Below are 20,452 nucleotides of genomic sequence, written 5' to 3' on the forward strand. Positions count from 1 at the left end.
GGTGGAGGCGACTGCGGACGTGGGTGCGGTGGAGGCGACTGCGGACGTGGGACCTGTGGAGGCGACTGCGGACGCGGACGCAGCGGTGAACTCCCAGGCGGCTCCGGCGCCGGCCGACCGCGGGGCGAACGTCCGCCGGTAGAGGTCGGTGCTGCGGGCGGCCGGCCAGTCCGGGCCGAGGTGGCGCGCGGGGAGCCCGGGGTCGGTCCCCAGCAGCCGGAGCCAGTCGGCGATGAGCAGGGTGGCCCGCCCCAGCTCGCTGAGGTCCTCCGGCGGTGCGGCCCACGCCTGGAGGAAGAGCTCGTGCGCGCCGAGCACGGCCGGGACGTCCCAGGCCCGGTGCACCAGTCCGTCGACGTCGGTGCCCGGCAGCGGCTGCGCCGCGAACCAGTCGGCCAGCCCGGCGGCGTCCTCCAGGCCGGCCTCGGCGAAGACCTCCGCGACGTCGACCGTGCCCGGGGCGATCCACAGCCCGTCGCGCAGCCCGCCGAAGCCCGCCCACGCCAACCGGGAGCGCACCCGGTGCCGGAGGTCGCGGAGGCTCTCCGGCATCGAGTAGCTCAGCAGCGTCCAGCTGCCCTCGGGGTGCTCGAACGGGGTGGGGGAGTCGACCCGCCGGCCGGCCCGGCTCAGCACCCCCTCGCTCAGGGCGGTCAGCTGGTAGCGCGCGGTGCGCCCCACCTGCGACCGCTCCAGCAGGCCGCGGTGGGTCATCCGCTTGAGCGTGGCGCGGGCGGCGGCCTCGGTGACGCCGAGCTCCCCGAGGAGGTCGAGCAGCACCACCGCCGGCAGCGGGGGCACCTCCCGGCCCTGCACGAAACCGCCGAGGAAGCCCAGCAGCAGCGACTGGGGCCGGTGTGGCCCGTCCGCCCCGCGGTCGGCCGGCGCCGGAGCCGCCTGGGAGTTCACCGCTGCGTCCGCGTCCGCAGTCGCCTCCACAGGTCCCACGTCCGCAGTCGCCTCCACCGCACCCACGTCCGCAGTCGCCTCCACGGCGTCGAACGAAGGAGCACTCATGGACCTGACCGGCAAGGTCGCCGTCGTCACCGGATCCGGACGGGGCCTCGGCCTCGCCTACGCCACCGAACTCGCCCGCTGCGGGGCCGCCGTCGTCGTCAACGACGTCGACCCCGACGTCGCCGAGGCCGCCGTGCAGTCGATCACCGACGCCGGGGGCACCGCCGTCGCCGAGGTCGTCGCGGTCGGCAGCAGCGAGGCCGCCCAGGCGCTCGTCGACCGGGCGGTGGACGAGTTCGGCCGGCTGGACGTGCTGGTCAACAACGCCGGCATCCTGCGCGACACCACCGTGTGGAAGATGACCGACGAGCAGTTCGACGCCGTCCTCACCACCCACCTGCGCGGCACCTTCACCTGCACCCGTGCCGCCGCGATCCGGATGCGCGAGCAGGGCGAGGGCGGCCGGGTCATCTGCATCGGCTCCCCCACCGGCCAGGTCGGCAACTTCGGCCAGACCAACTACGCCGCCGCCAAGGCCGGGATCGTCGGCATGGTGCGCACCTGGGCGATGGAGCTGGCCCGGGCCGAGATCACCGTCAACGCCGTCGTCCCGGTCGCCGCCACCGCGATGACCGAGACGGTGCCCTTCCTCAAGCCCTACGTCGACGCGCTGGCCGCCGGCGACCCGCTGCCGGCCTTCGCCCGCCAGGAGCTGGGTTTCGGCAGCCCCCAGGACGCCGCCGGCCTGGTCGCCTTCCTCGCCTCCGACGCCGCGGCCGGGATCACCGGGCAGGCCGTGGGCATCGGCGGCGACCGGCTCGCACTGTGGAGCCACCCGACCGAGGTCGTCGTCGAGTTCGCCGACGGCACCGGCTGGTCGCCCGACGCCATCGCCGAGGCGTGGCCGGAGAAGTTCGCGTCGTCCCAGCAGACGGTGGGCCAGCAGCTGCCGGAGCCCCCGAAGTGACCGGGCTGGACCTGGACGCGCTGGTCGCGATCGACGTGCACGTCCACGTGCACGCCGACCAGCACGGGCACCTCGCGCTGGACGACGAGCTCAACGCCGCCGCCAGCCAGTACTTCAAGGGCGACCCCTACGACCCGACCGTCCCCGACATCGCCGCCGACTACCGGGACAAGAGGATGGCCGCGGTCGTCTTCACCGTCGACGCCGAGGCGGCCACCGGGCAGATGACGCTGTCCAACGAGGAGATCGCCGACCTCGCCGCGCAGCACCCCGACGTCCTCATCCCGTTCGGGTCGATCGACCCGGCTCGCGGGGTGGCCGGCATCCGGGCGGCCCGCCGGCTGGTGCAGGAGCACGGCGTGCGGGGGTTCAAGTTCCACCCCAGCCTGCAGGACTTCCTGCCCAACGACCGCGCGGTGTACCCGCTGTACGAGGAGCTGCAGTCCCTCGGCGTCCCGGCGCTGTTCCACACCGGGCAGACCGGGATCGGCGCCGGGCTGCCCGGCGGGCGCGGGATCAAGTTGCGCTACTCCGACCCGATGCTGCTGGACGACGTCGCGGCCGACTTCCCGGGCCTGACGATCATCATGGCCCACCCCTCGGTGCCCTGGCAGGACGCCGCGATCTCGGTGGCCACCCACAAGGCCAACGTCTACATCGACCTCTCCGGCTGGTCGCCGAAGTACTTCCCGCCGCAGCTGGTCCGCGCCGCGAACACGATGCTGAAGCGGAAGGTGCTGTTCGGCTCGGACTACCCGCTGCTGCGCCCGGAGCGCTGGATCCGCGACTTCGAGGCCCTGGAGATCAAGGACGAGGTCCGGCCGCTCATCATGAAGGAGAACGCGATCGTGGCCCTGGGGCTGCGGTGAGGAACGCCGGACTGGGCTCCTGGCCCGAACGCCGGCTGCGGAGCTCCCCGCACAAGCCGGCGCTCTGGTTCGAGGGGACGACGACGACGCACGGCGAGTTCGCCCTGCGGGTGCGGCGGGCCGCCACCGCGCTGGCCGGGCTCGGGGTGCAGCGCGGTGACCGGGTCGCGTGGTTCGGCGGGAACCACCCGGCCGGGCTCGAGGCGCTCTACGCGTGCGGCCAGCTCGGCGCGATCTGGGTGCCGGTCAACGCCCGGCTCACCCCGCCCGAGGCGCAGTACGTGCTCGAGCACTCCGGTGCGTCCCTGGTCGTGCACGGCCGGGAGCACGGGGCGACGGCGGACGCCCTGCGCGCGGCCCTGCCCGCCGTCCGGCACTGGGTGGCGGCCGAGCCCCCACTGTCCGGCGGCGCCGACTCGCTGGACTGGGCGGGGCTGCTGGCGGAGGCGGAGCCGGTGCAGCGCGACGAGCCGGTCACCCTCGACGACATCTGCCTGATCATGTACACCTCCGGCACCACCGGACGGCCCAAGGGCGCGGTGCTGACCCACGGGAACATGACCTGGTCGTGCATGAGCCAGGTGCTCGGCTTCGACTTCACCCCCGACGAACGGACGCTCGCCCTCGCCCCGCTCTTCCACATCGGCGGGCTGAACGGGACGCTCAACCCGACCCTGCTGCGCGGCGGCTGCGTCGTGCTCGTGCGGGGGTTCGACCCGCCGGCGACGTTGGCGGTCATCGCCGAGCAGCGGGTGACGTCGTTCTTCGCCGTCCCCACGATGCTCGACGCGCTCAGCCGCCAGCCGGACTTCGGCACCCTCGACCTCTCGGCGCTGCGCACCATCGGCGCCGCCGGGGCACCACTCCCCCTCCCGCTGCTGCGCACCTGGCTGGAGCGTGGGGTGACCGTGCAGCAGGCCTACGGGATGACCGAGACGGCCCCGGCCGGCACCGCGCTGGACAGCGCGGACGCGGTGACCAAGGTCGGGTCGGCCGGGAAGTCGCAGTTCTTCACCGACGTCCGGGTCGTGCGGCCCGACGGGACCGAGTGCCCGCCGGGTGAGGTCGGCGAGATCGTGCTGTCCGGGCCGAACGTCATGGCCGGGTACTGGAACGCGCCCGACGCCACCGCCGCCGCGATCGTGGACGGCTGGTACCACTCCGGGGACGCCGGCTCCACCGACGAGGACGGCTACCTCTACATCCGCGACCGCTACAAGGACATGATCATCTCCGGCGGGGAGAACGTGTACCCGGCGGAGGTCGAGTCGGTGATGCTGGAGCTCCCCGAGGTGCAGGAGGTCGCGGTGATCGGCAAGCCCGACCCGCACTGGGGCGAGGTCGGCCTGGCCGTCGTCGTCCCCGCGCCCGGGGCCCCGCGCGACGCCGACGCGCTCCGCGCCGCGCTGCGAGAACGGCTCGCCGGGTTCAAGGTGCCCAAGGAGGTCCGCTACGTGGACGAGCTGCCCAAGACCGCGACCGGCAAGATCCGCAAGCCGGACCTGCGACAGACGTACGTGCCAACCGAGGAGGACGCATGACCAGCACCACCACCACCATCGCCGAGCTGCCCTCGCTGAAGGGCCAGGAACTCGGCACCAGCGACTGGTACGAGGTGACCCAGGAGGCGGTCAACCTGTTCGCCGACGCCACCGGTGACCACCAGTGGATCCACGTCGACGTCGAGCGGGCGAAGGCGGAGAGCCCCTTCGGCGGCCCGATCGCGCACGGCTACATGACCCTGTCGCTGCTCGTGCCCCTGGTCTCGCAGACCTACACGGTCACCGACGCGAAGATGGGCGTGAACTACGGCCTGAACAAGGTCCGCTTCCCCGCGCCCGTGCCGGTCGGCTCGAAGGTCCGGGCGCGGGTGACGCTCAAGGACGTGGAGGAGATCGCCGGCGGGCTGCAGAACACCGTCACCGTCACCATCGAGCGCGAGGGCGGCGACAAGCCGGTCTGCATCGCCGAGTGGGTCACCCGCACCTACGCCTGAAAGGACCCTCCTGCCCCCCACCGCTCGCAAGCTCGCGGCGGGCCCCTGCAGGAGGGCCATGACGGCGATGCGCATACCGTCCGAGGCGTGCGCATCGCCGTCTTCACCGGGTCCCACGCCGGGCCGCCGTCCCACCAGCGGGCTGCCGCCACCTTCGCCACCGAGCTGGCCCGGGCCGGCGTCGGCATCGTCTACGGCGGGGGGAACGTCGGGCTGATGGGCGTCGTCGCCGATGCCGCGCTGGCCGCCGGCGGCGAGGTGGTCGGGGTGATCCCGCAGCACCTGGTGGACGACGAGGTGGCGCACCCCGGCCTCCCCCGGCTGGAGGTCGTGCAGACGATGCACGAGCGCAAGGCGGTGATGGCGGACCTGTCCGACGCGTTCGTCGCCCTGCCCGGTGCCGCCGGCACCCTCGAGGAGCTGTTCGAGGCCTGGACCTGGGGCATGCTCGGGCTGCACGCCAAGCCCACCGCGTTCCTCGACGTCGACGGGTTCTGGCAGCCGCTGCTGGACCAGCTGCGCCGGATGGTCGACGACGGCTACCTGGCGGCCAACCGGCTCGACGCCCTCGGCGTGGTGCACGACGCCGCGGAGCTGCTGGCCTTCGTCGCGGGCTACGAGCACCCGGCGCGCAAGTGGACCCCGCCACCGGCCGCCTAGCCTGCTGCCCATGGAGCACGCGGACGTCGTCGTCGTCGGGGGCGGGCCGGCCGGTGCGGCGTGCGCGGCCGCCGTCCGCCGGGCCCGGCCGGACGCCGACGTGCTGGTCCTCGACCGCGCCGACTTCCCCCGGGACAAGGTCTGCGGGGACGGGATCGCCCCCGAGGCGCTGGACGTGCTCGCCGCGCTGGGGATCGACGTCCCGGCGCTGACCGCGGGGTTCCCCGCCGTCCCCCGGCTCCGCCTGCAGGGCCCGGGCGGGACGACGGTGGAGCGGGCCCTGCACCGACCCTCGCTCGTCGTGCCCCGTGCGGTGCTCGACGGGCGACTGCTCGCCCAGGTGCTGGCCACCGGCGTCCGGTTCCGGCGGCACACCGTCCGCCAGGTCACCGTGCGCCCCACGCACGTCGAGGTCGACGGCGTCGTCCGCGCCGGGGTGCTGGTGGGCGCCGACGGAGCCGAGTCGGTGGTGCGCCGGGCGCTCGGGCTGGCCCCCAACCCGCCGGACCGGCTGGCCATCGCGATCCGCGGCTACGCCCCGGTGCTCCCCGGCCTGGACGGCGTGCAGGTGGTGACCACCACCGACCAGCGCTGGCCGGCCTACGCCTGGTCCTTCCCGATCGGCGACGGACGGGCCAACGTCGGCTACGGCGAGCTCGTCTCCGGGGGCGTGACCCGCACCGAGCTGGTCGCCGGGCTGCACCGGATGCTGCCGGGCGTGCGGCCCGAGGGGCTGCGCGCGCACCGGCTGCCGCTGTCGACCGGCCGGCCCCGGCTGCCCGGGGGCCGGGTGCTGCTGGCCGGGGACGCCCAGTCGCTGATCAACCCGCTGACCGGGGAGGGGATCTTCTACGCCGTCCTCTCCGGCGCCCTGGCGGGCACGGCGGCCGGCCACGGTCCGCGCGCCGGCGAGGTGCACCGGCGGCTGCTGCGCCGCCGGCTCGGCGGGCACCTCCGCGCGTCGGCGGTGACCTCCCAGCTGAGCCGGTGGCCGGTGCTGATGGACGCCGCCGTGCGGGCGGCGCAGGCCGACCAGCGGGTCTTCGACGACGTCGTCGCCCTCGGGCTGGCCGACGGTCGGCTCACCGCCCGGACCCTGGCGGCCACCGCACGACGGCTGCGCTGACCCTCGAGCGACAGGGGCCCCGTCACAGACTGCCGACCGACGTCGCCACGGTCGCCAGCCCCGTGACCATGACCAGACCGAGCGTCAGCAGCCGGAACGGGGCCAGGGGCAGCCGGGAGCCGTAGGCCACCCCCAGGAGGTTGCCCAGCACCGCGCCCGGGAGCCAGCACGCCAGCAGCAGCCCCACCCGGTCCAGCGACAGCCCACCCGTCAGCCCGATCACGGCGAGGGCCATGGCGTTGCAGGCGAGCAGGTACACCGCCATGTCGGCGATGAACGCCCGGGGCGCCACGTTGCGGTGGGAGAGCAGGATCACCGGCGGGGGGCCGTTCATCGAGGTCGTGATGCCGAGGAACCCGCCCAGCACCCCGGCGACACCCGGCGCGAGGCGGGACGGCGCCCCCGGCTCACCGGACGGGACAGCCGGCCGCCGGAGCAGGAGGAAGCCCGCGGCGACGACCGCCACGACTCCGGCCGTCACCTTGAGCGCGTCGGCGTCGACCCGGTCGAGGGCGAGGTGGCCGAGCAGCAGTCCGGGGACGCAGCCCGCCACCAGGTACGTGGATCGTTGCCGGTCGACCGAGTGCCGGAGCCGGAGGACGGCTCCGATCCGGGTCACCACGCCGACCGTGAGGTTGATGACGACGACGTCGGTGAGCGGGATGCCGGCGAGCAGCAGGAGCGGCGCGCACACCAGGGAGTAGCCGAAGCCGGTTCCGCCGGCCAGGACGCTGGCGGCGAAGACGACCACGCCGCCGGCCACCAGGAGCATCCCGTCCACCGTCCCCCCTCCCCCGCACCGGCCGCGCTACCGGCCGATCATGCACGTGAGCAGGGCGGACGCCGGGTGACCAGGAGCAGGACGGCCACGCCACGCCGGCGGCGCCGACCGGGCGGGCTCAGGAGCTGGTGGCCTCCGCGGTCCACCGGTCGTCGACCTCGGGCCAGGCGTACCACCGGAGCCGCTGGAATCCCGGGGCGCCGAGGACCTCGGCGCGCAGCGCGGCACGGGCACGGAGCGCCGCCACGGCCTCGACCGAGTACCGCCGCCACATCCGCTGTGGCTCGCGGGCCAGCCGCACCAGCCAGTTCAGCTTCAGCGGATAGGCCCAGGCGGGGTAGTAGCCGGCCTGCTGCACCTGGTCGAGGAAGCCGCCGCAGGTGAGCACCAGCCCCCGCGGCAGGTGCCGGGCGACGTCCAGGACGAACTGCTCCTGCAGGGGTGCACCGAGCCCGGCCAGCACCACGGTGGGCCGGGTGCGGGCCAGCCAGACGTCCAGCTCCTCCGGGGAGGGCCGGCCGGCGTAGCCGTCGCGGACGGAGACCAGCTCGCCGTCCGGCGGGAGCAGAGCGGCCACCGCGCGCCGGAGGCTCGCCACGTCCTCCGGTCGCCCGCCGACGACGGCGACCCGGGGCGCCCGGAGCCGGCCCAGCAGCTCCGGGAGGACGAGATCGGCGCTGGTGCGGGGCACCAGTCCCCCGCCCAGCAGGCTGCGCAGGAAGAGCCCGTCGACGCCGAGGTAGGTGAGGCGCCCCAGCAGCTCGGGTGCCGCGTGCAGCAGCTCCAGGGCGCTGTGGTGGTTCACCCAGGAGACGGTGACCACCGGCTGGCCGGTGTCGTGCAACCGGGCGAGATGGCCGGCCACCTCAGCGACCGGGTCGGCCTGCGGAGCCGGCGCGGGCCGGCTGACCGGCTCGGCCCGGCGGAGGGCTCGTTCGGTGCTGAAGTCGACGATCGAGCCGAGTGGTGATGTGTCCGGGGTGCGCACGCGCTGTCCTCGCCTCGTCCGATCCTGTTGTGCACAGCCATCTCATCCCGCGAGGGGGCCCCGGCGCCCCTGCGCAGGCCGGTACGTCACCCGGGAGGGGGGGCTGGCAGCAGCCGGCCCACCCTCCCGGGTGACGAGGACCCGGTCGGGTCAGATCGGGCGCTTGGCCGGCCAGACGATCTCGTCGTCGGCGACCGCGCCGTCCAGCCGCTGGAAGTACTCGCCACCCGCCGGCAGGACCCCCTGCTCGGCCAGGGACGTGGCGACGATGCGAGCCAGTTCGATCGCCCCCCGAGCCTGGAAGTGGGTGTCGTCGGCGCGGCCGTCCGGGTAGTTCGGGTACTCACCCGGCTCGACGTGGAGGAAGTAGTCCTTCGTCCCCTCCGGCCCCAGCTCGTTCCACAGGTCGGTGCTCATGGCGGTCAGGTCGACCACCGCGACGCCCTGCTCGGCGGCCAGCGCTCGCATCGCGGCCGGGTACTCACCGTGGGTGCTCTTGGCGACCCCGTCCTCGGTGAACCGGCGACGCTCCACCGAGGTCACCAGCACCGGGGTGGCACCGGCGGCCCGGGCACCGTCGACGTACTTCTGCAGGTACTCCTGGTACGTGCCGTACGGGTCGGTGTACCGGCTCGGGTCGTCGGCCTTCTGGTCGTTGTGCCCGAAGGAGATGAGCAGGAAGTCACCCGGCTGGATCTCCGCCAGCGTCCGGTCGAACAGGCCGCTGTCGTAGTAGTCCTTGGAGCTGGCCCCGGACTTGGCGTAGTCGACCACCGTGGCGTTCTCGGTGGTGAACAGCCCCAGCGCCTGGCCCCAGCCGGTCCGCGGGCCCTCGTTGGCCTGGTAGACCGACGCGGTCGAGTCACCGATCACGAAGACGCTGAGCGGGCGGGTCTCCCCGTTGCCCTCGGTCACCGTCGCGCTCGCCGTCGCCGCCGCGGACTCGTTGCCCGTGACGTCGACCGCGGTGACCCGGTACCAACCGGTCGAGCCGACCGGGACGGTGTTGTCCAGGTAGGTCGAGGCGGTGATCGGGGCGCTGGTGAGCCGGGCGTAGGTGCCGGTCTCGGTCAGCGCGCGGTAGACCACGTACCCGGCGGCGTCGGGCTCGGCGTTGTCGGTCCAGTCCAGCGTCACCGCACCCGGTGCCACCGTGGCGGCGAGCCCGGCCGGCGCGGCCGGCGCGGTGGTGTCCGACGGCGGCGGCTCGACCTCACCGGTGGGGTTCCAGCCGTCCTTGCCGGCCAGGTAGTCCCACTTGGTGTACTGCTCGGCCTCGGCGGCCGTCAGCTGCGGACGGTTCTCGTTGACCCCGGCACCCGGGCCGGTGTTCTGGAACTCGGAGAACCGGGCCTCGGTCCAGGAGAACCCGCTCATGTCCGTCCACGGCGCGGACTTGATCGCCGCGGGCAGCTCGGTGTCGCGGATGACGACCTGGGCGATGGCGTTCACGTCACCGCTGGGGTGCCACGGGCGGCCCAGGTGGAAGGTGCCCGCCGGGGCGTCGCTCTGCACGGTGCTGTCGGTGATCAGGATCCCGTACGGGAGGCTGATGTCGATGCTGCCGGCCGTGATGTAGCCGTTGTTGGAGCTGCTGCCCCGGGTGGACGCGAAGATCGTGCTCCGGTCGAACACCGCGGTGCCCCGACCGAAGATGAAGTCCACGTCGCCCTCGACGTAGCTGTCCACGAAGTACGACCGCGCCTGCACGCCGGTGCCGGGCGAGTCGACCATCAGGGTGTCCTGGTCGCCCAGGAACCGGACGTTGTCGAAGACCAGCCGGTCACCCTGGGTCTTCAGCGCCAGCGCCTGCTTCGCCGAGAGGTCGGAGGACTCCTCGTCGAAGTCGTTGACGAAGGTGAGGTCCCGGACCGTGACGTCGCTGCCCTTGATCAGCACCGTGGCGCTGCCGGAGGAGCCGTAGGTGCCGGAGCCGTCGGGCTTGGGCGTCCCGGCCGCGTGGTCCTCCGCGATGACCACGTCGGCGGCGTCGCCGGTGGTGCCGATCAGCGTCACGTGGTTGCGCGACATCGTGACGACCCCGCGGTACTCACCCGGGGTCACCGCGATGACGACCGGGTCGGCCGCGGTGCCCGCGCCGGCTGCGTCCACCGCGGCCTGCACGGTGGTGAAGTCACCCGAACCGTCCTGGGCGACCAGCAGGTCGTGGTCGGGCAGCGGCGTCCCCACGGTGGTCAGCGTGGCCGGCGCCGAGGCGGCCGACACGTTGCCGGTGGTGTCCACCGCGGTGACCAGGTAGCTGTACTCGACACCCGGGGAGACGGCGGTGTCGCGGTAGCCGGCCTCCGTGAGCAGCTCGGTGGTCAGCTGGTTGGCCGCGGTGGCCTCGACCGTGCTGCCGGTGGCCCGGTAGACGTGGTAGCCGGCCAGGTCGGCCTCGCCGTTCGCCGTCCAGGTCACGGCCACACCGGCGCCGTCCGTGGCGGCGGTGAGGCCGGCCGGTGCCGCCGGGGCGGTGATGTCGCCGGCCGCCGGCTCCTCGGAGCCGATCGGGTTCCAGCTGTCGCTGCCGGCCAGGTAGTCCCACTTGGTGTACTCGGTGGCCTCGGCGGTGGTCAGCTGCGGCCGGTTGGCGTTCACCGTCGCACCGGCACCGGTGTTGACGTACTCGGCGAAACGACCGTCGGTCCACAGGTTCGGGGACATGTCGGCCCACGGCTGGCTGGTCCGGATCGCGGCGGGCAGCTCGGTCTCGCGGATGGTGACCTGACCACGCGAGTTCGGCATCTCGACGCCGTTCTTCGTGTAGTCGTCGCTCCAGCCGCGCCACGGGCGACCCAGCGAGAAGGTCTCCGCCGGGGCGTCGCTGGTCACCGTGCTGTTGGTGATCAGGATCCCGTACCGGTTGTCGTCCGCGGTGCTCGCGGCGGTGAGGTAGCCGTTGTTGGAGCTGCTGCCCCGGCTCAGCGCGTGGATCGTGCTCCGGTCGAACACCGCGGTGCCCCGGCCGAACACGAAGTCGACGTCGCCCTCGATGTAGCTGTCCACGAAGTAGGACCGGGCGACCTTGTTGGCGTCGCCGGAGTTGACCAGCAGGGTGTCCTGGTTGCCCAGCACGCGCACACCGTCGAAGACCAGCCGGTCACCGGTGGTGTTCAGCGCGACCGCCTGCTTGTCGTTGAACGTCGCCGCCGCCTCGTCGAAGGCGTTCTCGATCGTCAGGTCGCTGACCGTGACGTCGTTGCCCTTGACCAGCACGCTCTGGCTGTTGCCGGTGCCGTACGCCGAGCCGGTGGCCGGGTTGGTGGTGCCGGCGGCGTTGTCGTAGCTGAGCACGACGTCGGTGGCCGTCCCGGTGGTGCCGAGCAGCGAGACGTTGCTGTCGGTGATGCTGACCAGCTCGCGGTAGGTGCCCGGCTTGATCGCGATGACGACCGGGTCGCCCGCCGTGCCGGCGCCGGCGGCGTCGACGGCGGCCTGCACGGTGGTGAAGTCACCCGAGCCGTCCTGCGCGACCAGCAGGTCGTGCACCGGCAGCACCTCGCCGGTCGGGGTGGCCGAGACGGTCGCCGAGGCGGCCGACGCGTTGCCCGCACCGTCGACGGCGGTGAGCACGTAGGCGTACCCGGTCCCGCTGACCACTGCGCGGTCGGTGTAGGAGGAGCCGGTGAGCAGCTCGGTGTTCACCTTGTTCTCCGCCGCCACCTCGACCGTGGTGCCTGCGGCCCGGTAGAGGTCGTAGCCGGCGAGGTCGCTGTCGGCGTTCGCCGTCCAGGTCAGCTCGACCTGGGCGTTCCCGGCGGTGGCCGTGAGGCCGGTCGGCGCTGCCGGGGCGGTGGTGTCGGCCGGCTCGGTGGGCAGCTGCTGCCCGACCGGGGCCCAGCCGTCGGTGCCGGCGAGGTAGGCGGCCTTGGTGTACTGCGCGGCCTGCTCGTCGGTCAGCTGCGGGCGGTTGGCGTTGACCGTCGCGCCCGGGCCGGTGTTCTGGTACTCGGAGAAGCGACCCGACGTCCACGGGGTGGTGGCGTTCCAGTCCTTCCAGGGCTGGGTGGTGTTGATCGCCGCACCCAGCTCGGTGCCGCGGATCGTCACCTGGGCCTGGGAGGTGGCGCTGGCCGGGTAGGGGCGGCCCAGGTAGATCGAACCGGCTGCCCCGTCGGTGACGATCTCGCTGTCGGTGACCAGGAAGCCGTAAGGGTGCGCGGAGCTGATCGACGAGTCGGTGATCGCCGCGTTGGGCTGGTCGAGCACGTGGAACGTGCTGTCCTCGAAGACGGCGACGGCGCGGCCCAGGACCATGTCCTGCCCACCCTCGACGTAGGCGTTCGAGAAGAAGAGCCGGCTGTAGGTGGTGGTGTTCGCCGTCTGCAGCTGCAGGGTCTGCTTGTTGCCGAGGAAGGCGACGTTGTCGAAGACGTCGCGGTCACCGGAGTTGACCTTCAGCGCGGTGGCCTGGGCGCCGGCGACGCCGGTGCCGTTGGTGTTCGCCACGGTCAGGTTCAGCAGCGACCACTCGTGGCCGGACAGCGAGACGGTCGGGTTCACCGCATCGGCGGCGGTGAGCACGGTGTCGGCGGGGTCGGTGGTGGCACCCATGACCGTGACGCCGTACCGGTTCCCCGAGGTGACCAGGCCCTCGTAGGTGCCGGGCTGGACCAGGACCAGCTTCGGGTCGGCCCGGTGGTCGGCGTTGTTCGGCACCAGGTCCACGCCGGCCTGCACCGTCGTGGCGTCCGCGGAGCCGTCGGAGGCGACGACCACGTCGGCGTCCACCGGGGTGGCGACGGCGGCAGCCGAGGGGGCCGAGGTGTTGTCCGCGGTGTCGGTCGCGGTGACCGTGTAGGAGTACCGGGTCCCGACCGTGGCGGTGGAGTCGGTGAACGAGGTGCCCTCGACCAGCGCGTCGGTCAGCTCGACCGGCTCGCCGCCGGCCTCGGTGCGCTGGACGGAGTGGCCCGCGAGGTCGTCCTCGGCGCCGGCTGCCCAGCTGACCGTCACCGAGCTGTCGCCCAGCACGGTGCTGACCTCGGCCGGGGCTGTCGGGGCGGTGGTGTCGACCGGCGTGGCGGCCGTCGCCTGCCGGGCGCCCAGGCTGCGGGTCAGTGCGAGATCGCCCGCGCCGCCCCAGTACGTGCTGGCGCCGTCCTGGACGAACCACTGCCCGGTCTCCGGGCGGAACACCGCCATGTCGCTGCTGCCGTCGCCGTCGTAGTCCGCCGGCACTGCCACGTCACCCGCGCCGCCCCAGTACGTGCTGGCACCGCCCTCGACGAACCACTGCCCGGTCGACGGACGGAACACCGCGACCTCGGCCGCACCGTCACCGTCGTAGTCCGCCGGCACGGCCACGTCACCCGCGCCGCCCCACCACGAGGTGACACCGCCCTCGACGAACCACTGCCCGGTCGACGGACGGAACACCGCGACCTCGGCCGCACCGTCACCGTCGTAGTCCGCCGGCACGGCCACGTCACCCGCGCCGCCCCACCACGAGGTGGCGCCGCCCTGGACGAACCACTGGCCGGTCGACGGACGGAACACCGCGACCTCGGCCGCACCGTCACCGTCGTAGTCCGCCGGCACGGCCACGTCCCCGGCCTCGCCCCACCACGAGGTGGCGCCGCCCTGGACGAACCACTGGCCGGTTGACGGGCGGAACACTGCGACGTCGGTCGTGCCGTCGCCGTCGTAGTCCGCGGAGACGTCGACGTCACCCTCGCCGCCCCACCAGGTGGCGTCCTGCCCCTGGACCAGGAAGCGGCCCTCGGCGGGCCGGAAGACGCCGAGGTCGCTGGCGCCGTCCCCGTCGAAGTCGGCCACGGCGGTCGAGCCGGTGGCGGCGGCGGCGCTGGGCACACCGACGACGACGCTGCCGAGCAGGGCGGCGGCGACCAGGGTGGCACCGCCGGCACGGGACGCGAGTGCGGGCGGACGGGAGGTGCGAGACACAGACGAGCTCTTCTCTGCAGGGGCCGAGGAGACAGGCTCCGAGGACGACGACACGCCGATCCGCACACCAGCGGGCGCTCGGGGGGTCGCGGCGGAACGCTACGGTCCCCATTGCGCACAAGGCAACGCAGAGTCAGCATCGCCACCGCCCTGAGCCGGGTTTCACCTGTTCGGGTGCACGGCCACTCGCCACCGCGCTGCCGCTCGACTACGTACAGTGAGCAATTTTTCGGTCAATGGAACGACGCGGTCGGGCGGCGCGGGCTCGGTCAGGCCGCCGCGGCGCCCAGCTGCAACGAGCGGCGGTACAGGCTCCACCAGATGGTCCCGGAGACCAGACCGGCCGCCACGTACCCGACCGCGACGCCCTGGACGCCCGCCAGCGCGGCGCCGGTCCAGGCCAGGACCAGCAGTGCGGGCGCGGACATCAGCTGGGCGGCCAGGCTCCGGCCCGAGTCGACCAGGCCGTGCAGCCCGGTGGCCGCCCCCGACTGGACCCCGATGGCCACCAGCCAGAGCCCCAGCACGGCCACGATCCCCCGGACCTCCGGCCACTCCGGCCCGAGCACCGCGCTCACCGCACCGGTGGGCAGCAGGAGCAGCACGCTCGTCCAGAGCACCGCGACGCCGGCCAGCGTCGCGCCGACGGTGACCGACCAGCGCAGGTGCTGCCCCGCACCCCGGCCGCGCAGCTGCACGCTGCGCACGGTGGCGATCGTGTACGCCCCCTGGAACAGCACGTTCACCGGACTGAGCGCGGTCAACGCCAGCCGGAGCGCGCCGGCCAGCGCCAGGCCGAACTGCGCCGCGAGCCCGTAGACGAGCACCTGGTAGGCGCCGAACCCGGTGAGCGACTCGAGGCAGTAGCGCCGGATCAGCTGGGAGTTCTCCCGCAGGAACCGCCAGCCCAGGACGACGTCCGGGCGGACCCGGTCGAGCAGCACCGCCAGCGGCAGCGACGCCGCCCCGGCGACCCCCCAGGCCAGCAGCAGCGACGCGGCGCTCACCCGGTCGGTGACCAGCGGCAGGGCGAACGCGGGCACGAGCAGCACCACCCAGACGCCGTCCAGCGCCGACGCCGCCCCGGCCCGCCCGGCGCCCAGGAGGCAGTACCGCCAGGCGTCCTGCACCAGCAGCCCGGGCAGCGTCAGTGCGAGCACGACCAGGGCCGGCCCGACGCGGCCACCGATCGCCAGCCCGACCCCCGCCACCAGCACCGCGGCCAGGCACCCGCCCGCCGCCGCCAGCCCGGTGACCGCCCGGGTCAGGACCGGCCAGTCGCCGGCCGGGGCGCCGGCGTGCCGCACCAGCAGGGTCTCCCCGCAGGCCGCGCGCACCAGCCCCAGCATGATCAGGTAGGTGGCCACGGCGACGGCGAACGCGCCCAGCTCGGCGGGGGCCAGCTCCCGGGCGGCGACCAGGGACAGGGCGAAGTTGGTGACGCTGGAGAGGCCCTGGTCGAGCAGGGTGAACAGCCGCTGGCGTCCCGGGCGCACCTCCTCGCCCGGGATCGCCTGATCAGCCGACACGGACACCGGACGCGGTGCCCACCGGCACCGCGCCGTCCGCCGGCGGCTCTGCGTCGTCGGGCGGCTCGGCGTCGTCGGGCGGCTCGGGGTCGTCGGACCGGAGCAGCCCGAGTGCCAGCACCAGCGCGAGCGGGACGAAGTGCCCCACGTCGACGTCCTCGGCCACCGACCAGACCGCGGTGAAGACGACCAGTGCCAGCGCCGCCGCCTCCGCGCGCCGCCAGGCGACCCAGCCGGCCACGACCAGCGCGGCCAGGAAGAGCAGCAGGGCGACCGCGCCGCCGCGGTACAGCAGCCCCAGGTAGCTGCTGTGGCTGCCCAGGCTGGCCACCAGCCCGGGCACCCGCTCCTTGACCCCGGAGCCCAGCAGCGGGGTGGGCGAGGCGAGCACCCGGTCCAGCGTGATCGCGTAGATCTCGCCGCGCGTCTCGGCCGACCCGGCCCGGGTGCCGTTCAGCGACGCGATCAACGCGGGGACCGGCAGCACCGCCAGGACCGCGACGCCGCCGGCGACCGACAGCGACACCAGGGCGGCGAAGCCGGGGGCGCCCAGCCGGCGCCGCAACAGCACCGCCCCGGCCGCGACCAGGGCGACCAGCAGGGCGAGCACGGTGTTGCGCGAGTACGACAGCACCAGCGACGGCAGCAGGACGACGACGCCCGCGCCCGTGAGCGCCCAGCCCCGCACCCCGGGGCGCCGCCGGCCGAACGGGTCCACCAGCAGCAGCAGGATCCCCAGCGCGGCGAGTGCGCCGCCCCACGTCGGGTTGCCGAGGATGCCGCCGCTGCGGATGACCGGCATCGCGAAGTAGTCGGGGAAGGCCAGGTGGGTGACCGCGAAGGCGGTGATGCTGGGATCGGCCAGCACCGAGCCGGGCAGCAGCCGCCCCAGCGGCAGCACGAGGTCCTGTGCCCGCGGGTAGACCAGCAGCGCGAGCAGGGTCAGCGCGGCCTGGACCAGGGCCAGCCCCACCAGGCCCGCGGCGGCCTCGGCGAGCTGCCGCCGGGACGGCCGGGCGGCGACGAGCAGCACCAGGCAGACCCAGACGAGGAGGTTGAGCACAGCGCCCAGCACCCGTCCGGCCGGAGGGCCCTGGACGAGCGCGAGCAACAGGCTCAGCCCGAGGAAGCCGGCCACCCCGGTCAGCAGCAGCGGCGGCCGGTGGTCGGCACGGGCGCGCAGGACCAGCCGGACCAGCAGCCACGGCCACCACAGGAAGCCGGCGCCGGCGAGCCAGAGGACGGCGTAGCCCAGCACGAACCGGCGGGACAGCGCCGGGGAGGTCACCGGCGGATCTCCGCCCAGACCAGCGGGCTGACCCACCGCAGCGGCGTCCACCGGCGGAGCGCGAGACCGGCCCGCTGGGCGCGGCCGCTCGCCGTCCAGCCGTGCTTGCGGTGCAGCCGGGTGTGACTTGCCTCGTACCAGGCGTCGGTGGTCGGGCTGCGGGTCCAGCGCTCGGCGTGCACCACCGGGGAGTCCGGCGCGACCAGGCACAGCCGCCAACCGGCCGCGACCGCCCGCACCGACCAGTCGATGTCCTCGGCGTACAGGCGGAACCGGCGGTCCAGCGGCCCCACCGACGTCCAGGCCGCGCGGCGCACCGCCACGCACGTCCACGGCAGGTACTCGCCGTCCTGCAGCAGCCGGACCGGGGTGCTGGCGGCTCCGGCGTTGCGCTCGCGCCAGGCGGCCGAGCGGCGGAGGACCCGCCGCTGCCACTCCAGCAGCCGGCCCTGACGCAGGCCGGCGGCACGCAGGAACTCCAGCACCGGACGGGGCAGCCGGCCCGAGCTGAACACCGGCTCGCCGTCGTGCCCGGTCAGCAGCGGCCCGGCGGCCGCCACCTCCGGGTGCTGGTCCAGCGCGGCCACCAGCGTGTCGACGACGGCCGGCTCGAGCTCCAGGTCGAAGTTGACGCTCAGCAGGACGTCGACCGGCGCCGCCGCCAGCAGCGCGTCGACGCCCCGGTCCACGTTCACGGCGAAGCCCGCGGGCTTGTCGTTGACCAGCGTGACCGCGGCCGCGGGGAGGCGGGAGTAGCGCCCGGGCCCCGGGTCGTTGACCACCAGCACCAGCGGCAGTGCCCGGGCGAGCCGGAACAGCCACCCCGGCACCTCCGGGTCGCCGTGCAGCACGCACACCGCACCGACCCGGCCGGTCGCCGCGCCCGGCACGGCCGTGCTCTCCGTGCCCGTCACTGTCGCCTCCGCGCCCACGTCCGTGCGCCGTTCGCGACTTCTCGCAAGCGGCTGGTTACGCTACGTCGGCTCGGCGCCACCGAGGGCACGGTACAGGTGCGGACGTCGCCACCGGGACACCGTCGATGTGATGAGGCACCTCCATGACCTTCCGCGAGATCTCCCGCGCGCTCCGCCGCGGTGCACTGCCCATCGCGCTGTGCGTCGTCCTCGGCGTCGCCCTGGCCCTGGCCTGGTCGCTGTTCCGCACCCCGGTGTACGTCGCCGAGTCGCAGCTGTTCCTGGGTGCGTCCGAGGAGGCCGACGAGGGCGTGGTGACCCGGCAGGACACCGCCTACCTGCAGCAGCGGATGCAGTCCTACGCGGCCGTGCTGGGCAGCCCGCTGCTCGGTGAGCGGGTCGCCGACCGCCTCGGCCTCGAGCTGACCGGTGCCGAGGTGGCCGGGGAGATGACGGTCGAGGTGCCCCCGGAGACGGTGCTGCTCACCGTGCGCGTGGGCGACCCCTCGCCCGAGCGCGCCCAGGAGATCGCCAACGCCGTCGGGGAGACGTTCTCCGAGCTGCTGGCGGAGCTGGAGGACGCGCCGGGCTCCACCGTCGACACCGTGCAGGTCAGCACCATCCGGCCGGCGGCGCTGCCGACCACCCCCGCCGCGCCGACCACCGCGGTGCTGCTCGCCGTCGGCGCGCTGCTCGGGCTGGCCGTCGGCATCGCCGTCGCGTTCCTGCGCGAGTCGCTGGACGACACCGTCCGGGACGTCGACGAGCTGTTCGCCGCCGGCATCCCCGTCATCGGCGTCGTCCCGCTGCGCGACCGGCGGTACCGGGACCCGGCCGAGGGGATGGCCCCCGACCGCGGCGAGGCGCTGCGCCGGATCCGCGCCCACCTCGGGGACCGTCCGGGCCGCCGCACCCCGGCACCCCGCACCGTCACCGTGCTCGGTCCGACCGCGCGCGCCGACAGCGCCGCCCTGGGTTGGGACCTGGCGGGCGTCTTCGCCGCAGCCCGGTTGCGCACGGTGCTGGTCGAGGCCGACCTGTGGGCGCCCCGGGCGGCCGGGCTGCTGGGCCTGCCCGAGCAGACCCCCGGGCTGGCCGAGGTGCTGGCCGGGCGTCTCCCGCTCCAGGAGGCCCTGCGGCCGGGCCCGCACGGCCTGCGGGTGCTGCCGGCCGGCCGGGCGCCGGAGGCGGGGGGCGAGGACCTGCTCGACGGCCCCCGGATGGCCGAGGTCCTGGCCAGGGTCTCCGGCGACGCCGACATCACCATCGTCGTGCCCCCGCCCCTCGACCGGCGTTCGGGGGCTGCGTCGCTGACCACGCTCAGCGACGGGGTGGTGCTGGCCGTCCGGGCCGGGGGCACGACGCGGCGCGAGCTGCACGACGTCACCTCCCTCCTCGACACCCTCGGTGCGCCGCTGGTCGGCGCCGTCCTGGAGTCCTCCGACCGCCCGGCCCGGCGGCCGCTCCCCCACCGGGTCAGCTGACCGCCGCCACCTCGACCCGGCCGCGGCCGGCGCGCTTGGCCGCGTACAGCGCCGCGTCGGCGGCCGCGTAGAGCTCCTCCAGCCTGGTGGCGTGCGTCGGGGCGTGGGCCACGCCCAGGCTCACCGAGATCGCCAGCAGGCTCCCGTCGGGCAGCGCCAGAGGCGCGGCCCGGACCGCGTCGAGCACCTCGGTGGCCCGGGCGGCGGCCACGTCCGCCGGGCAGTCGGGCAGCAGGACGGCGAGCTCGTCACCGCCCATCCGGCTGAGCACGGCGTCCCCGGCGCGGACCACCGAGCGCAGCACCGCGGCGATGTGCACCAGGGCGTCGTCGCCGACCGGGTGGCCGTGCTCGTCGTTGATCGTCTTGAACGAGTCGACGTCCACGAGGACCAGTGAGGTGCCCCGCGGCGCGACCGGGGCGGCCAGCGCGGTGCCCAGCGCCGCGTCGAGCACCCGCCGGTTGACCAGCCCGGTGAGAGAGTCGGTGGCGGCCTGCTGCTGCAGCTGGGCGACCAGCCGGGTCTGGGTGTCCCCGGCGCGCACCAGCATCGTCGCCATGACCACGAGCACGGCGCCGAAGAAGCTCAGGTCGCTGACCGCGTGACCGGCCGGCTGCAGGTGGAACAGCACCACGGCGTCCCCGGCGAGCGCGACGGCGGTCACCAGCACCACCGCGGTGTGCCGGAGGTGGACGCCGGCCCAGAGCACCGGGAAGGCGAGGAACGCCTGGCCGGCGGCGGAGGGGTCGCGGGTGATCCAGTTCATCCCGCAGCACAGCACGACGCCGACGAGCGCGGTCAGCACGTACCCGCCGCGGGCGTCGACCCGGGCTGGGTCGGCGAGCCGGTAGACCACGGCCAGGACCGCGAGCAGTGCGGCACACAGCCAGGAGGCGACGACGCCCCCGGTCGTCACCGCGTTGGGCCCGAACAGCGAGAAGACCAGCAACGTCACCGCACAGACCAGCAGCACCGGGACCGCG

At 74.4% G+C, this 20,452-nt stretch carries 15 protein-coding genes; 7 read left to right on the forward strand and 8 right to left on the reverse strand.

The window, feature by feature from the left end; genetic code table 11:
* The coding region (locus G5C62_RS16185) for a PaaX family transcriptional regulator C-terminal domain-containing protein (RefSeq protein WP_241175942.1) at nucleotides 1-939 on the reverse strand (939 nt) is incomplete at its 3' end.
* Between the two features lie 76 nt (nucleotides 940-1,015).
* Here G5C62_RS16185 and G5C62_RS16190 point away from each other — a divergent pair.
* From G5C62_RS16190 to G5C62_RS16215, 6 genes are all read left to right on the forward strand, one after another.
* Nucleotides 1,016-1,924 carry an SDR family NAD(P)-dependent oxidoreductase gene (locus G5C62_RS16190; RefSeq protein ID WP_164701776.1) on the forward strand — a complete coding sequence of 303 codons (909 nt, stop codon included), beginning with the start codon at nucleotides 1,016-1,018 and terminating at the stop codon, nucleotides 1,922-1,924.
* A gap of 5 nt (nucleotides 1,925-1,929) precedes the next feature.
* Complete coding sequence (locus tag G5C62_RS16195; protein ID WP_164701785.1) at nucleotides 1,930-2,793, forward strand: amidohydrolase family protein; 864 nt, start codon at nucleotides 1,930-1,932, stop codon at nucleotides 2,791-2,793.
* The gene (locus tag G5C62_RS16200; RefSeq protein WP_164701777.1) at nucleotides 2,790-4,334 is read left to right on the forward strand and encodes a long-chain fatty acid--CoA ligase; all 1,545 of its coding nucleotides are present in this window, start codon (nucleotides 2,790-2,792) and stop codon (nucleotides 4,332-4,334) included. Before G5C62_RS16195 ends, G5C62_RS16200 begins: the two co-directional genes overlap by 4 nt.
* Nucleotides 4,331-4,789, forward strand: a complete 459-nt coding sequence (locus tag G5C62_RS16205) for a MaoC family dehydratase (RefSeq protein ID WP_036335633.1) — start codon at nucleotides 4,331-4,333, stop codon at nucleotides 4,787-4,789. The genes G5C62_RS16200 and G5C62_RS16205 overlap by 4 nt, the downstream gene beginning before the upstream one ends.
* A gap of 87 nt (nucleotides 4,790-4,876) precedes the next feature.
* Nucleotides 4,877-5,449: a TIGR00730 family Rossman fold protein gene (locus tag G5C62_RS16210; RefSeq protein ID WP_036335632.1), complete on the forward strand. Its 573-nt coding sequence runs from the start codon at nucleotides 4,877-4,879 to the stop codon at nucleotides 5,447-5,449.
* A gap of 10 nt (nucleotides 5,450-5,459) precedes the next feature.
* Nucleotides 5,460-6,575, forward strand: coding sequence for an NAD(P)/FAD-dependent oxidoreductase (locus G5C62_RS16215; RefSeq protein ID WP_164701778.1), 1,116 nt, complete (start codon nucleotides 5,460-5,462; stop codon nucleotides 6,573-6,575).
* Nucleotides 6,576-6,597: 22 nt separating this feature from the next.
* On the opposite strand, the gene G5C62_RS16220 is transcribed toward G5C62_RS16215, so the two are convergent.
* From G5C62_RS16220 to G5C62_RS16255, 6 genes are all read right to left on the reverse strand, one after another.
* Nucleotides 6,598-7,347: a sulfite exporter TauE/SafE family protein gene (locus G5C62_RS16220; RefSeq protein ID WP_241175943.1), complete on the reverse strand. Its 750-nt coding sequence runs from the start codon at nucleotides 7,345-7,347 to the stop codon at nucleotides 6,598-6,600.
* Nucleotides 7,348-7,474: 127 nt separating this feature from the next.
* On the reverse strand, nucleotides 7,475-8,344 hold the full coding sequence (locus G5C62_RS16225) for a WecB/TagA/CpsF family glycosyltransferase (RefSeq protein ID WP_164701780.1): 870 nt from the start codon (nucleotides 8,342-8,344) through the stop codon (nucleotides 7,475-7,477).
* A gap of 150 nt (nucleotides 8,345-8,494) precedes the next feature.
* Nucleotides 8,495-14,254 (reverse strand): pectinesterase family protein, encoded by a 5,760-nt coding sequence (locus G5C62_RS27570; protein WP_206330686.1) that lies wholly within the window; start codon nucleotides 14,252-14,254, stop codon nucleotides 8,495-8,497.
* Nucleotides 14,255-14,523: 269 nt separating this feature from the next.
* The gene (locus G5C62_RS16245) at nucleotides 14,524-15,783 is read right to left on the reverse strand and encodes a hypothetical protein (protein WP_164701781.1); all 1,260 of its coding nucleotides are present in this window, start codon (nucleotides 15,781-15,783) and stop codon (nucleotides 14,524-14,526) included.
* Nucleotides 15,773-17,071 (reverse strand): O-antigen ligase family protein, encoded by a 1,299-nt coding sequence (locus G5C62_RS16250; protein WP_164701782.1) that lies wholly within the window; start codon nucleotides 17,069-17,071, stop codon nucleotides 15,773-15,775. The genes G5C62_RS16245 and G5C62_RS16250 overlap by 11 nt, the downstream gene beginning before the upstream one ends.
* The gene (locus tag G5C62_RS16255) at nucleotides 17,068-17,985 is read right to left on the reverse strand and encodes a glycosyltransferase family 2 protein (RefSeq protein ID WP_164701783.1); all 918 of its coding nucleotides are present in this window, start codon (nucleotides 17,983-17,985) and stop codon (nucleotides 17,068-17,070) included. The genes G5C62_RS16250 and G5C62_RS16255 overlap by 4 nt, the downstream gene beginning before the upstream one ends.
* Before the next feature lie 143 nt (nucleotides 17,986-18,128).
* On the opposite strand from G5C62_RS16255, the gene G5C62_RS16260 reads away from it, so the two are divergent.
* A complete protein-coding gene (locus tag G5C62_RS16260; RefSeq protein WP_164701784.1) occupies nucleotides 18,129-19,469 on the forward strand; it encodes a Wzz/FepE/Etk N-terminal domain-containing protein in 1,341 nt (446 codons plus the stop codon).
* Here the strand turns inward: G5C62_RS16260 and G5C62_RS16265 are convergent.
* Nucleotides 19,462-20,452 (reverse strand): GGDEF domain-containing protein (locus tag G5C62_RS16265; protein WP_346774127.1); only part of this gene is annotated, 991 nt, incomplete at its 5' end. The two genes, G5C62_RS16260 and G5C62_RS16265, sit on opposite strands and share 8 nt — an antisense overlap.

This window comes from Modestobacter sp. KNN46-3 (genome assembly GCF_011039295.1).